Genomic DNA, 13,927 nt, shown 5'->3' on the forward strand with positions numbered 1-13,927 from the left:
CATGAACCAGACGTTCCCCTGCACCGGCACCGTCCGGGCCGACCTGCGCGTCGCCGCCGGCCGCCTGGAGGTCGTCGCCTCGGATCGCGACACCGCCACCGTCAGCGTCACGGCCATGGACAACAGCGAGTCCAGCGCCGAGGCGGTACGCGAAACCAAGATCAGCTTTGTGGAGGGCCGGCACCTGCTGGTCCAGGCACCCGAGCACGGCGGCTGGCGGCTGTTCCGCCGCGCCCGCATCCTCGTCCGCGTCGAGTTGCCCACCGGCAGCGCGCTCAGCGTGAAGATCGCCTCCGCGGACGCGGTGTGCGAAGGCACCTACCACGACGCGGTGGTCAGCGCCGCCAGCGGCGACGTGTCCCTCGGACCGGTGACCGGCGACGTCACCGTCAAGAGTGCCAGCGGCGACGTACGCCTGAGCACGGTCGGCGGACACCTGCACGCGAGCAGCGCCTCCGGCGACGTGCGCACCGGGCACATCGGCCGCACCGCCACCGTCAACACCGCCAGCGGCGACATCGAGCTCGGCGGGGTCGACGGCGACGCGCGGGCCACCACCGCCTCCGGGGACATCGTCGTCGGGGTCGCCCGCAGCGGCGAGGCCAGACTGAACTCGGCGAGCGGTGACATCACCGTCGGCGTCGCCGCCGGGACGGCCGTCTGGCTCGACCTGAGCACCGCCGCGGGGCGTACCCGCAGCGACCTGAACATGTCCTCGACCGCACCGCCCGCCGAGACCACCGGCGGCACCCTCACTCTCAAGGTGCGCACCGCCTCCGGCGACATCACGCTGCGCCGCGTCGTCCCCGCCTGACCCCCGCACAACGATCCGCGCCTCACCACCGACCGCTCACCGTTACACGAGCGCGCACCGCGCAACCGTGCACCGCTCGTCGTTCGCCGCGAACTCGGCGGACGTGGTCCGGTAAGCCGCGCCCGGGAGCGGCGCGCGCCCGGTCAGACGAAGAAGTACGTGAACGGGGCCCAGGGCAGGTTGCGCAGCACCATGAAAACCGCCCACGCACCCAGGAACCAGGCGAGGTGCTTGGGAGTGATCTTGAGCTGGGGCAGCTTCCACTTGAAGGTGGTGTTGCCCGCCCAGGCCACGTACATGTAGATCAGGAACGGCACGGCGAAGACGAACATGATGTGGTGGCGGGCCGCCGCGGGCAGGTCGCCCTGCATCAGGTACCAGGCGGCGCGGGTGCCGCCACAGCCGGGGCAGTCGAAGCCGGTGAGCATCTTGACCAGGCAGGTCGGCGTCGCGTTCGCGCCGACGTTGGCCGGGTCGGCCAGCTGCGTGTAGGTCAGCGCGCCGCCGATGCAGGCCAGCGCCGCCAGCGGGCCCGCCCAGACCGGGGTGTGGGCGCGCAGCCAGTCGGTGAACCGGGTGATCCGGTCGGCCGGCGGAGGCGTGAAGGGGTCGCCCGCGAACTGCGGGCCGTGCGGGTTCACAGCGGCGGAGGCCTCGGTCACAACACCGAACTTACACTGCCCCGCATACCCGCGTCGGCGAGCGCGTCAGCCAGATCGCCGCGCTCGGGAGCGGCCACCTCACCCAGTCCCAGCCAGGCCGCCAGCCTGCGCAACTCGACCGCGAGGGCCTCGGCCGTGGCGTGCTCGTCGACCCCGGGCTCGGCCCACGCGGCGGGCACCCGCAGCACCCCGGCCCGCCGGTCGGCCTTCAGGTCCACCCGGGCCGCGAACCGGTCCCCGTGCAGGAACGGCAGCACGTAGTAGCCGTGCACCCGCTGCTCCTGGGGCACGTAGATCTCGATGCGGTAGCGCAGGTCGAACAGCCGCTCGGTGCGCGACCGTTCCCAGATCAACGGATCGAACGGGCTGACCAGCGTGGACACCGCGACCTTACGGGGCAGAGCGGCGTCGCGGTGCCGCCAGGCCTTGTGCTTCCAGCCCCTGACCTCGGTGGGGATGAGCACCCCGGCCTCGGTCAGCTCGGCGATGGCGGTACGGGCCCCGGCCAGCGGTAGCCGGAAGTAGTCGCGCAGCTCCGGTTCCGCAGCCACGCCCAGGCCGCGCGCCGCGATCTCGACGAGCGCCCGGTACGCCGCCGCCGGCTCCGGGGTCGGGGTGCTCATCACCGCGGTGGGCAGCACCCGCTCGGTGAGGTCGTACAGCCGGGCGAACTGGCTGGTCCGGCCCGCGGAGGTGATCTCACCGGAGTAGAACAGCCACTCCAGCGCCTTCTTCACGTCCGACCAGTTCCAGCCCCAGTTGTCCTTGGGCTTGGGCACGTCCTGCTCGATCACGGCGGCGGTCACCGGGCCCCGGTCACGCACCTCCTGCAGCACCCACTGCACCAGGTCCGGCCGCTGCGCGGCGATGTTGCGCGGCCCGCCCCACACGCCCTGCGCGGTCGCCATGCGCCACCGCATCAGCGGCTGCAGCTCGACCGGCAGCAGCGACGCCTCATGGCCCCAGTACTCGAACAGCCAGCGCGGCCGGCGGGCGCTCGCCCCGTCCAGCACCGCCGGGTCGTACGACCCGATCCGGCTGTACGCGGGCAGGTAGTGCGCCCGCTGCAGCACGTTCACCGAGTCGATCTGCAGCAGCCCCGTACGCCCCACGACCTTGCGCAGCTGCCGCGCCCCCACCGGCCCCTTAGGCCCCCGGTCCGCGAACCCCTGCGCCGCCAGCGCCATCCGCCGCGCCTGCGCCACCGTCACCGTCTCCACGCCGCCCGACGCTACCCCGCTCCCCCGACGAGATGGTGAAAGGAAGGGCACCTTCCCATCGCCATGCGTAGAGGAAGGGCACCTTCTTAACGCGTCACCGGGGGTGAGCTGGACTGTAGTAACCGCTTTGCCTCGGGTGAGCGGATATTCCTAGGCTCTATGGGCATGGGGATCATCGTTCGGGCGGAGACCGCCGCCGACTGCGCGGCCGTCGCGGCGCTGCACATCCAGGCCTGGCAGGTCGCGTACGCCGGAATCGTGCCCGACCACGTGCTCACCGCGCTGGACGTGTCCGGCCGCACCGCCTGGCGGCTCGAACGCCTCGCCGACCCGGACAGTCCGTTCCGCAACCTCGTCGCGCTCGACGGCGACACGGTCACCGGCTTCGTCTGCCACGGCCCCTACCGCGCCCAGGAGCTGGACGGCAGCCCGCTGCAGCCGGAGTACGGCGAGATCCTCGCCATCTACGTGCACCCCGACCGCTGGGGCACCGGCGCGGGCGACGCCCTGCTGCTGGCCGCGCTGGACGCGCTGCCGCAACCCGAGGTGCGGCTGTGGGCGCTCGCGGACAACCACCGGGCGCTGCGTTTCTACGCCCGGCACGGGCTACACCCGGACGGCCTTCGGGCGACGTACCGGCCCACCGGCAGCGACGTCGACATCCCCGAGCTGCGCTGCACCCTCCGGCGCGGCTGACCCCGCTGCCAGCGGCGTGCAGCACAGCAGCGCCAGGCACACCCAGACGTACAGGTTCGACCCGAGCAGCGTGCCGACCCCGCCGACCTCGCCCTCCCACAGCCAGACCACCCGGCTGGACAGGATCGCGTACGACACCGCGGCCAGTCCCAGCAGCGACCACCGCCGCCTGCTGCCCCGCTCGGCCGCGAAGCCGCGCTCGACCAGCAGCACGAACGCCGGGATCAGCCAGACCAGGTGGTGCACCCAGGTGACCGGGCTGATCAGCACGCCGATGATGCCGGTGAACGCGAGCCCGGCGACCTCGTCGCCCCGGGCCACCGCCGCCCGGGACCGCACGAACCACACCGCCAGCACGGCGACCACCAGCACCGCCCACAGCGCCTTGCTCGGGTGACCCGCCGTCAGCCGGGCCACCACGCCCTGCAGCGACTGGTTCGAGATGAACGACAGCACGCCGACCCGGTCGGTGTCCCACAGCGCGCTGGTCCAGAACTCGCGCGAGGCGTCCGGCGCGACCGCCGCCGCGCCCAGCGTCGCCGCTGCGGCCGTGCCGCTCGCGACCGCGGCGGCCCGCCAGCGCTTCGTGATCAGCAGGTACACGATGAAGATGCCCGGGGTCAGCTTGATCGCCGTGGCCAGGCCGATGCCCACGCCGCCCCACCTGCTGCCCTTACGCGTGAACAGCAGCAGGTCCGCCGCGACCAGCCCCAGCAGCAGCATGTTGACCTGGCCGAACAGGAACGTCTCGCGCATCGGCTCGTACACGGTGACCAGGCACAGCGCGACCGCCACCACGAACCACGGCGTCCAGCGCTGCGCGGCGATCACCGGGCCCAGCAGCAGTCGCAGCAGCCACCAGGTCACCAGCGCCGTCGCCACCGAGCTCACCACGATCGCGGCGGGCCAGGACAGCAGCGCCATCGGCAGCATGGCCAGTGCCGCGAACGGGGGGTACGTGAAGCCGTACGTGCTGTAGGGCCGGACGAAGTCGTAGATCTCGCCACCGCCGGTCCAGAACCGGACGGCGCCGTAGTAGACGTTGAGGTCGAAGAAGCCGTGCCGCTGCGCAAAGAGCGCGACGAACACCAGCGACGCGACGGCCAGTGCCGACACGGTCGCGATCTGCCGTCCGCGGCTCAAGCTCAGACCTCCTGATCAGTGCCCGGATGGGCTCGGTACGCTTCGGGGCGTGGCAGTCGGGTTCGTCCGACCGGCGCGTCCCGACGACGCCGGCGAGATCGCACGTATCCAGTTGGCGACCTGGCGGGTCGCCTATCGCCGGGTGCTGCCCAAACACGTCCTCGACGAGATCGACGAGGCGTTCCTGGCGCAGCGCTGGCTCGACGCGGTGACCACGCCCCCCAGCGCCCGCCACCGGGTCCTCGTCGCCGTGGAGCAGAACGCGGTCGAGCAGGCCGTCCAAGAATACGTGGTGGGATTCGCCGCCTCCGGTCCCTTCGACGACGGTGCGCTGGCCGCGGACGAGGATCACACGCCCGACCGCGAGAATGTGGCGGCGATCACCGACATGCTGGTCGAGCCCCGCTGGGGCCGCCGCGGCCACGGCAGCCGGCTGCTGGCCGCCAGCGTCGACCTGTGGCGCGGCGACAAGTTCGACAGCGCCGTGTGCTGGGCTTTCGACGCCGACGCCGCGACCCGCAAGTTCCTCACCTCAGCCGGCTGGGCCCCCGACGGCGCCACCCGCGCCCTCGACGTCGACGACCTCCTGGTCCCCCAACTCCGCCTCCACACCACCCTCTGACCCACCCGGCCACACCCCCCACCCCCCACCGCGTTGATCATGAACTTATGGCAGTGTTCGGCGGTGCGTCGCTGCCCTAACTTCATGATCAGCCAAAACCAGACCGCCACAACGATCGCGACGATCTTGCGCGGACGTTGTGGCGGAGTGGGAGTGGGGCTAGAGCAGGTGGTTGAGGCCTAGGGTGAGGCCGGGACGGTTGACGACCTCGCGGATAGCGAGGAGGACGCCGGGCATGAAGGAGACGCGGTCGAAGGAGTCGTGGCGGATCGTCAGGGTCTCGCCGGTGGCGCCGAAGAGGACCTCCTGGTGGGCGACCAGGCCTGCGGCGCGCACGCTGTGGATGCGTACGCCCCCGACCTCGGCCCCGCGCGCGCCGGCCATCTCGTCGGTGGTGGCGTCGGGCATCGCCGCCTTGCCCGCCGCCTTGCGGGCCTGCTCGATGAGGCGGGCGGTGTGCAGCGCGGTGCCGCTGGGGGCGTCGACCTTCTTCGGGTGGTGCTGCTCGATGATCTCCACCGAGTCGAAGTAGCGGGCGGCCCGCTCGGCGAACTCCATCATGAGCACCGCGCCGATGCCGAAGTTGGGGGCGATCACCACGCCGACCCCGGGCTTCTGGTCGAGCCAGCCCTTGACCTGCGCCAGGCGCTCGTCGGTGAAGCCGCTGGTGCCGACCACCACGTTGATGCCCTGGTCGATGCACCAGTGCAGGTTGTCCATCACCACGTCGGGCGTGGTGAAGTCCACCACGACCTGCGCGCCGGCGTCCGAGGCGTTGAACAGCCAGTCGCCCTGGTCGATCATCGCCACGAGGTCGAGGTCGTCGGCCTGGTCCACGGCCCGGCACACCTCGATGCCCATCCGGCCCCGGGCGCCAAGCACACCGACCCGCAGCAGCTCCACGTCATCAGTCACGCGCCCAACCTAGCGGATCAGACCGCCCCGCCCGCGCCAACCACGCCTTTCTGGGACACCCGGCGGCGGGCCTACGATCCACCGCTTTGATCATGAGGTTGTGCCCGAGACACACCGCCGACCCGTGCCATAAATTCATGATCAACGCGCGAGGGCCGCAGGAACGGTCAGAGCGGGAAGGCGGTCTCTTCGAAGGGGCCGACTACCGCGAGGGACATGGGGGTGTTGAGGATTTTGGCGGCTATGTGGTTGACCTCGTCGAGGGTGACGGACTCGATGCGGCGGAGGAGTTCGTCGACGGACATGAGGTCGCCGTGGAGGAGTTCGCCCTTGCCCAGACGGCTCATGCGGGAGCCGGTGTCCTCCAGGCCGAGGACCAGCGAGCCCTTGAGCATGCCCTTGCCGCGGCGCAGTTCCTCAGCCGTGATGCCGTGAGCGGCGGCGTCGGACAGTTCCTGGCGGATCAGGGCGAGGACCTCCTCGGCCTTGGCGGGGGCGCAGCCGGCGTACACCGCGAACGTGCCGGTCTCGGCATACTGCGAGGTGTAGGAGTACACCGAGTACGCCAGCCCGCGCTTCTCGCGGACCTGCTGGAACAGGCGGCTGGACATGCCGCCGCCGAGCACGTTGTTGAGCACCCCGAGCGCGAACCGGCGCTCGTCGTGGCGGTGCAGGGCCGGGCCGCCGAGCACCAGGTGGGCCTGCTCGGTGTCGTCGGGGCGCACCAGGGTGGCCGGGGCGCGGTGCTTGACCCGCGAGTGCGGCGAACGGGTCGGCTCGGGCGAGGCGGCCACGGCGTCGCCGAGCGGTGTGCCCGCGAACGCCTCGCGGACCTGCTTGACCACGGTGGCGTGGTCGAGGTTGCCCGCGGCCGCGACGACGATCACCGGCGGGGCGTACCGCCGCCGGTAGAAGCTGTTGATCTGCTTGCGGGTCATCGGCGTGATCGTCTCGACGGTGCCCGAGATCAGCCGGCCCAGCGGGTGATCGCCGTACACGACCTCGGCGTGCAGGTCGTGCACCTCGTCGCCGGGCTCGTCGGCGTGCATGGCGATCTCTTCGAGGATCACCCCGCGCTCGGTCTCGACGTCGGCCTCGGCCAGCACCGAGTCGGCGACCGCGTCGCACATGACGTCGATGGCCAGCGGCAGGTCCTCGTCGAGCACCCGCGCGTAGTAGCAGGTGTACTCCTTGGCGGTGTACGCGTTGGTCTCGCCGCCGACCGCCTCGATCTGCGCGGAGATGTCCAGCGCGGACCGCTTGCGGGTGCCCTTGAACAGCAGGTGCTCCAGGAAGTGCGAGGCCCCGCCGAGCTGGGGGGCCTCGTCGCGCGAGCCGACCCCGACCCAGATGCCGAAGGTAACGCTGCGCATCGCGGGCACGGCCTCGGTGAGGATGCGCATCCCGTTGGGCAGCGTGGTACGCCGCACCGTCCCGCCCAGCGGGTCGCTGTCGACGGTCCGGGTCACCGCCCGCGAACCGCCCGTGGGGCGCGCGGCGGGGGCCGATCCGGTGGGCTGCGGCGCGGGCTCGCCGCCGGTGGTGAAGGCAGAAGACATGGGCGGCACGGGTTCCTCAACGGCGGGTAACGGGCACAGCCCGCGGGGAAGGAGTCCTTCCCCGCGGGCTGTGTTCTAGCTGTTCTTGCTGGTCACCGACTAGTCGCGGCGCTGGGTGCGCCGACGCTCGCCGCCCTCGCGGGCCGGGCGGTCGCCACCCTCGCGGCGCGGGCCGCGGTCGCCACCCCGGTCGCCACCGCGCTCGCCGCCCTCACGGGGCGCCTTGTCGCTGACGATCGGGTTGCCGTCGGGGCCGATCTTGTCCAGGTAGACCTTGCCACGCGCGTCGATGTCGGCGATGACGACCTCGACCTTGTCGCCGACGTTGAGGAAGTCCTCGACGCGGTCGACCCGCTTGCCGTCGCCCACCTTGGAGATGTGCAGCAGACCGTCGCGGCCGGGCAGCAGCGAGACGAAGGCGCCGAACGCCGCCGTCTTCACCACGGTGCCCAGGAAGCGGTCGCCCACCTTCGGCAGGGTCGGGTTCGCGATGGCGTTGATCCGGTCCACGGCGGCCTGGGCCGACGGGCCGTTGGTCGCGCCGACGTAGATCGTGCCGTCGTCCTCGATGGAGATCTCGGCGCCGGTCTCGTCCTGGATCGCGTTGATGGTCTGGCCCTTGGGCCCGATCACCATGCCGATCTTGTCGACGGGGATCTTGACCGAGGTCACCCGCGGGGCGTACTCGCTCATCTCACCCGGGGCGGCGATGGCCGCGGCCATCACACCCAGGATGGTCTGGCGCGCCTCGTGGGCCTGCTGCAGCGCGGCGGCCAGCACGTCCGACGGGATGCCGTCGAGCTTGGTGTCCAGCTGCAGGGCGGTCACGAAGTCCGGCGTGCCGGCGACCTTGAAGTCCATGTCGCCGAACGCGTCCTCGGCACCGAGGATGTCGGTCAGCGTCACGTACTGGGTCTTGCCGTCCACCTCGTCGGAGATGAGGCCCATGGCGATGCCGGCGACCGGGGCCTTCAGCGGCACACCGGCGCTCAGCAGCGACATCGTCGACGCGCAGACCGAGCCCATCGAGGTCGAGCCGTTGGAGCCCAGGGCCTCCGACACCTGCCGGATGGCGTACGGGAACTCCTCGCGCGCCGGCAGCACCGGGATCAGGGCCCGCTCCGCCAGCGCGCCGTGGCCGATCTCGCGGCGCTTCGGCGAGCCGACCCGGCCGGTCTCACCGGTCGAGTACGGCGGGAAGTTGTAGTTGTGCATGTAGCGCTTGGTCTTCGCCGGCGACAGCGTGTCCAGCGCCTGCTCCATGCGCAGCATGTTCAGCGTGGTGACACCCAGGATCTGGGTCTCGCCCCGCTCGAACAGCGCCGAGCCGTGCACTCGCGGCAGCACCTGCACCTCGGCGGTGAGCTGGCGGATGTCGCGCAGCCCACGGCCGTCCATGCGGACGCCGTCCCGCAGCACGCGGTTGCGCACCTCGGACTTGGTCACCGACCGGAACGCGGCCGAGACCTCCTTCTCGCGCCCCTCGAACTGCGGCGCGACCTGGCCGACGACCTTCTCCTTGACCAGGTCGAGGGCCTCTTCGCGATCGGCCTTGCCGGCGATCTTGAGGGCCTCGGCGATCTCGGAGCCCGCCGCCGCCTTCACGGCCGCGTACACGTCGTCCTGGTAGTCCAGGAACACCGGGAACTCGGTCACCGGCTTCGCGGCGACCGCGGCCAGCTCGCTCTGCGCCCGGCACAGCTCACGGATGGCGATCTTGGCGGCCTCCAGGCCACCGGCCACGATCTCCTCGGTCGGCGCCTGCGCGCCGCCCGCGACCAGCTTGACGGTGTTCTCCGTCGCCTCGGCCTCGACCATCATGACGGCGACGTCGCCGTCCTCCAGCGCACGGCCGGCGACCACCATGTCGAAGGTGGCGCGCTCCAGCTCGGCGTGGGTCGGGAAGGCCACCCACTGGCCGTCGATGTGCGCCACGCGGGTGGCGCCGATCGGGCCGCTGAACGGCAGGCCGGACAGCTTGGTGGACATGCTGGCCGCGTTGATCGCGACCACGTCGTACGGGTGCTCCGGGTCGAGCGAGAGCACCGTCTCGACGACCTGGACCTCGTTGCGCAGGCCCTTCACGAACGACGGGCGCAGCGGCCGGTCGATCAGGCGGCAGGTGAGGATGGCGTCCTCGCTGGGACGGCCCTCCCGGCGGAAGAACGAGCCCGGGATGCGACCCGCGGCGTACATCCGCTCCTCGACGTCCACCGTCAGCGGGAAGAAGTCGAAGCTGTCGCGGGGCTGCTTGCTGGCGGTGGTCGCGGAGAGGACCACCGTGTCGCCCAGCTGGGCGATGACGGAGCCGGCGGCCTGTCGGGCCAGCCGTCCGGTGGAGAAAGTGACCTCACGGGTGCCGAACGACCCGTTGTCGATCACTGCTTTGCTGGTCTGTTCGCCGAGGTTGTGCTCGGTCATGAAGCTGTGTGCTCCTTCTGTCGCGGCACGTGCCGCCCGTTGCCGGTAGGACAGTCGGTCTTCGATCGAAGCGCCCGGAGCTCGCTCCGGACACCACTACCGAGGACCGACCCAAACCGGCCGGCCTGGGTGTGTTGCTTGCGCCAGGCCCGGTGTTCCTCCCGACGGCGGGTCCGTGCCAGGTGTATTCAAACGTCGGGGGAGCGACTGGCGCCGCTCCCCCGTCAGAACTATCGGCGCAGGCCGAGGCGCTCGATGAGCGCACGGTAGCGGGCGATGTCCGACTTCTGCAGGTAGGCCAGCAGCCGCTTGCGGCGGCCGACCAGCAGCAGCAGACCACGACGGCTGTGGTGGTCGTGCTTGTGCTGCTTGAGGTGCTCCGTAAGATCCTGGATCCGCTTGGTGAGGACCGCCACCTGGACCTCCGGCGAACCGGTGTCGCCTTCGACGGTGGCGTAGTCCGCCATGATCTGGGTCTTGACTTCAGCGTCGAGCGCCATGGTCTCCCTAACTGTGGGTTCTGTGCCACCCGATATCCCGCGGCGTCGTGCAGGCATACCGGGCCGACACCGGTGACCCGGTGTCCCCTCCAGGCTACCAGTCGGTGAGATACCACCCCGGCGGGATACGCAAACCGCGTGTTACTCCGCGTACAGCCCGCGGGTGAACCGGTCGACCGCCAGAGTGAACGTCCGGTCCAACAACTCCTCGACGTCCGGCCAGATCGCCTGCAACGTGTCGGGCGCCACGGCAACCGCCCGATCGTTCGGCGGTAGGTCACTCAGCAAGACCGCCCCCCGGTAGGTGGAGGGGTGGGCGTCGCCACGGGCTTGCTGTGCAAGAGCCAGCACTCTCACATCGCAGGCACCGGTGTCTGCAACAGTGCGGATGACGACCGTGTACTCCAGGCGGTGACCCCGAACGGTCACCAATGCCCTGACGCGACGAAGATCGACATCGACGGTGGCCTTCGGATCGATAGGGACGTACGCCTGTTGTACTTCAGCAGCAATGCGCTGCAGCCAACGCACGACACGCGACCGCAACTCGCGCCTGAGTGCCAACGCGCCGGCGCCTTCCGCGACGTCCAGGGTTCGCTCACGCTCGAGCACCCGCTGGGCGTGTGCGGCGATGACAGCCGCAGCACTACTCACCGCCGGTGAGGTCAACGCCGGTCGTTCAAGCTCGGCCCGCAACGAAACGATCTCCAGCTCGGCGAACAACCGCACGAGATGGCGAAGATCTCCATCGTTGGCGGCGTCCAACGCCCTGATGTATTCGGCACGATTGCGCCTGTCGACGACCAGGGGTGCGTAATGCCCTTGCAGGAGCACCAGCAAGGTAAGCGCGCGGGCGACCCGGCCGTTCCCGTCGGCGAAGGGGTGGATGCAGATGAACCTGTGATGCAGCCAGGCGGCCCTCGCCACCGGGTGCTTCCCAGCGGTATCCCGGTAGAGCTCCACCAGTCGTTCGATCTGCGAGGCAACCTGCTCAGGAGGCGTGTATTCGAGCACCGTCCCGTCTGGGCGGCGCACATGATTCGGCTGGGACTTCCACTCACCGCGGGGCAGCGGGACTTGGACGGCGCGACCCAGCGCATCCCTGGCATCGTATGTGGGCTGGTGCTGCGTAATCAGTTGATGAAGTTCCCGGATGAAGAACGAGGAGAGTTCACGCTGCTCCTGCACGGCCTCGACGAGGTACTCCAGCGCACCCAGCTGATCGCGCATCAAGTTGAAGGCGTCTTCCGAGACCCCACCTTCACGAGCTGCTACTTCTGCCGTGATGCCTTCGGCGACCAGCGCCTCGGTCACGCCCCAGTCAAGATCGTATAGCCGTTCGATGATGCCGGTTTCGATGGCGTGCCGGCGCAGACTTCGCTGGCGGGCTTCGGCGAACTCCGCCGGCGGCGCTTGCTCGATTGACCTTTTCCATGCCGCGTGCAGCGAGTCGACGGTCAGCAGAATAGGTTCAACCGCGCCGTTCAGCTTCGGCAGCGGCTCGACCTCACGCCACGGGATGTTCACAGCCGCCGATCCTACGGCTTCGGCACGCCCAGGACCGCTCGCGTGCGGGCGACGTCATCGTGGATGGCCTCCACCAAACCCTCGACGCCGTCGAACTTGAGGGTCGGGCGCAGATGGCTGACGAAGTCGAGGGCCAGGCGCTCGCCGTAGAGGTCGCCGGAGAAGTCGAGCACGTACGCCTCGACGCGCCGGTCCTGTCCGGCGAACGTGGGGTTCGTCCCGATCGACACCGCCGCGGGCAGGCGCTCGTTGCCGCGCACCAGCCAGGCCGCGTACACACCGTCCGCGGGCACCGCCGCGTACTTGGCCACCATCAGGTTGGCGGTCGGGAAGCCGATCTCCCGGCCGCGCTGGTCGCCACGGACCACGACGCCCTCCAGCCGGTGCGGGCGGCCCAGCACCGCCGCGGCCGCCTCCACGTCACCGGCGTCCACGCAGGCCCGCACGTACGTCGAGGAGTAGACGGTGCCGTCGCCGGTGACCAGCGGGGCCGACTCGACCGCGAAGCCGAACGTGCGGCCGAGCTTGGCCAGCAGCTCCACGTCTCCGGCGGCCTTGTGGCCGAAGCGGAAGTTCTCCCCCACCACGACCAGCGCCGCGTGCAGGTGCTCGACCAGCACGTCGTGCACGAACCGGTCGGCGTCGAGTTTCGAGAATTCGAGCGTGAACGGCTGCACGCAGAGCACGTCGACGCCCAGGGCGGCCAGCAGCTCGGCCTTGCGCTGCGGGGAGGTCAGCATCGCCGGGTGCGAGCCGGGCCGCACCACCTCGGACGGGTGCGGGTCGAAGGTCAGCACCACGGCGGGCAGGCCCATCTCGCGGGCACGTTTCACGGCGTGGCCGATGGTCTGCTGGTGCCCGGTGTGCACGCCGTCGAAGACGCCGATGGTGACGACCGCGCGGCCCCAGCCGCCCGGCGCCGCGTCGTACCCCCGCCAACGCTGCATCACTGCTCGCCTCCCACCAGGACGATCTCCGCCTTGGCCCGGCCGCCGCGCTCCGACATGACGGCGAGCGCGGCCCCGTCCGGGCCCACCACACCGTACGGCCCGGCCTGGCCGACCGCGGGCAGCGGCCCGCCGTGCGACACGATCTTCGCGGCATCGGCGTCGACCGTGCGCACCGGCATGGCGCGGCCCAGGGCCTGCGCCAACGGCAGCGCCACCGGGTCGGCGAGCTCCGCGAGCTGCTCCAGGGTGTACGCCTCGGCGAGGGTGAACCCGCCCACGGCCGTGCGCCGCAGCGCGATGAGGTGACCACCGACACCCAGCGCGGCGCCCAGGTCACGGGCGATGGCCCGGATGTAGGTGCCCGACGAGCAGGCCACCTCGACGGCGACATCGACGATGTCGCCGGTCCGGGTGATCTCGGACACGTCGATCCGGGAGATGGTCACCCGGCGCGCGGGCAGCTCGACCTGCTCGCCCTGGCGCACCCGGTGGTACGAGCGCACCCCGTTCACCTTGATCGCGCTGACCGCGGACGGCACCTGGTCGACCTCGCCGGTCAGCGCGGCCAGCCCGGCCCGGATCTGCTCGTCGGTGACGTGCCCCGCGGGGGTGGTGCTGGTGACGTCGCCCTCGGCGTCGTCGGTCACCGTGTCCTGCCCCAGCCGGATCACGCCCCGGTAGACCTTGGCCGTGCCCACCACGTACGTGAGCAGCCGGGTGGCCTTGCCGACGCCGAGCACCAGCACCCCGGTGGCCATCGGGTCCAGGGTGCCGCCGTGGCCGACTTTGCGGGTGCCCGCTATGCGCCGCACCCGGGCCACCACGTCGTGCGACGTCATGCCGCCCGCTTTGTCGACCACGATGAGCCCGTCGGTCACCGGGCGCTGCTCCCTCTTCC

13 protein-coding genes are annotated in these 13,927 nt (G+C 70.8%); 3 read left to right on the top strand and 10 right to left on the bottom strand.

Going from position 1 to position 13,927, the window contains the following annotated elements; translation table 11 throughout:
• Nucleotide 1: 1 nt before the first annotated feature.
• Entirely contained in the window at nucleotides 2-814 is an 813-nt protein-coding gene (locus ACFQO7_RS15985) for a DUF4097 family beta strand repeat-containing protein (protein ID WP_376807068.1), read from the top strand.
• Nucleotides 815-957: 143 nt separating this feature from the next.
• On the opposite strand, the gene ACFQO7_RS15990 is transcribed toward ACFQO7_RS15985, so the two are convergent.
• Together ACFQO7_RS15990 and ACFQO7_RS15995 are read right to left on the bottom strand one after the other, a co-directional pair.
• Nucleotides 958-1,476 (bottom strand): DUF2752 domain-containing protein, encoded by a 519-nt coding sequence (locus ACFQO7_RS15990; RefSeq protein ID WP_203693928.1) that lies wholly within the window; start codon nucleotides 1,474-1,476, stop codon nucleotides 958-960.
• Entirely contained in the window at nucleotides 1,473-2,663 is a 1,191-nt protein-coding gene (locus ACFQO7_RS15995; protein ID WP_376807161.1) for a winged helix-turn-helix domain-containing protein, read from the bottom strand. The genes ACFQO7_RS15990 and ACFQO7_RS15995 overlap by 4 nt, the downstream gene beginning before the upstream one ends.
• Nucleotides 2,664-2,861: 198 nt before the next feature.
• Here ACFQO7_RS15995 and ACFQO7_RS16000 point away from each other — a divergent pair, with 198 nt between their 5' ends.
• Nucleotides 2,862-3,392 carry a GNAT family N-acetyltransferase gene (locus ACFQO7_RS16000; RefSeq protein WP_376807069.1) on the top strand — a complete coding sequence of 177 codons (531 nt, stop codon included), beginning with the start codon at nucleotides 2,862-2,864 and terminating at the stop codon, nucleotides 3,390-3,392.
• On the opposite strand, the gene ACFQO7_RS16005 is transcribed toward ACFQO7_RS16000, so the two are convergent.
• Nucleotides 3,303-4,535, bottom strand: a complete 1,233-nt coding sequence (locus tag ACFQO7_RS16005) for a glycosyltransferase 87 family protein (protein WP_376807070.1) — start codon at nucleotides 4,533-4,535, stop codon at nucleotides 3,303-3,305. The genes ACFQO7_RS16000 and ACFQO7_RS16005 overlap by 90 nt on opposite strands.
• A gap of 49 nt (nucleotides 4,536-4,584) precedes the next feature.
• Here ACFQO7_RS16005 and ACFQO7_RS16010 point away from each other — a divergent pair, with 49 nt between their 5' ends.
• Entirely contained in the window at nucleotides 4,585-5,157 is a 573-nt protein-coding gene (locus tag ACFQO7_RS16010; protein ID WP_203693930.1) for a GNAT family N-acetyltransferase, read from the top strand.
• 159 nt (nucleotides 5,158-5,316) lie between these two features.
• Here the strand turns inward: ACFQO7_RS16010 and dapB are convergent, their stop codons facing one another.
• The 7 genes from dapB to truB all read right to left on the bottom strand — a co-directional run bounded on the left by dapB (nucleotide 5,317) and on the right by truB (nucleotide 13,868).
• Entirely contained in the window at nucleotides 5,317-6,072 is a 756-nt protein-coding gene (dapB, locus tag ACFQO7_RS16015; protein ID WP_360530150.1) for a 4-hydroxy-tetrahydrodipicolinate reductase, read from the bottom strand.
• 167 nt (nucleotides 6,073-6,239) lie between these two features.
• Complete coding sequence (locus ACFQO7_RS16020; protein ID WP_376807071.1) at nucleotides 6,240-7,631, bottom strand: M16 family metallopeptidase; 1,392 nt, start codon at nucleotides 7,629-7,631, stop codon at nucleotides 6,240-6,242.
• Between the two features lie 99 nt (nucleotides 7,632-7,730).
• Nucleotides 7,731-10,052: a polyribonucleotide nucleotidyltransferase gene (locus ACFQO7_RS16025; RefSeq protein WP_360530156.1), complete on the bottom strand. Its 2,322-nt coding sequence runs from the start codon at nucleotides 10,050-10,052 to the stop codon at nucleotides 7,731-7,733.
• A gap of 230 nt (nucleotides 10,053-10,282) precedes the next feature.
• Nucleotides 10,283-10,552 (bottom strand): 30S ribosomal protein S15, encoded by a 270-nt coding sequence (rpsO, locus tag ACFQO7_RS16030; RefSeq protein ID WP_203693934.1) that lies wholly within the window; start codon nucleotides 10,550-10,552, stop codon nucleotides 10,283-10,285.
• Between the two features lie 141 nt (nucleotides 10,553-10,693).
• Nucleotides 10,694-12,079 carry a Fic family protein gene (locus ACFQO7_RS16035; protein WP_376807072.1) on the bottom strand — a complete coding sequence of 462 codons (1,386 nt, stop codon included), beginning with the start codon at nucleotides 12,077-12,079 and terminating at the stop codon, nucleotides 10,694-10,696.
• Nucleotides 12,080-12,090: 11 nt separating this feature from the next.
• On the bottom strand, nucleotides 12,091-13,026 hold the full coding sequence (locus tag ACFQO7_RS16040) for a bifunctional riboflavin kinase/FAD synthetase (protein ID WP_376807073.1): 936 nt from the start codon (nucleotides 13,024-13,026) through the stop codon (nucleotides 12,091-12,093).
• Complete coding sequence (gene truB, locus ACFQO7_RS16045; protein ID WP_376807162.1) at nucleotides 13,026-13,868, bottom strand: tRNA pseudouridine(55) synthase TruB; 843 nt, start codon at nucleotides 13,866-13,868, stop codon at nucleotides 13,026-13,028. The genes ACFQO7_RS16040 and truB overlap by 1 nt, the downstream gene beginning before the upstream one ends.
• Nucleotides 13,869-13,927: the final 59 nt, after the last annotated feature.

Origin of the sequence: Catellatospora aurea (assembly GCF_042663325.1) — a bacterium.
GTDB lineage: Bacteria > Actinomycetota > Actinomycetes > Mycobacteriales > Micromonosporaceae > Catellatospora > Catellatospora aurea.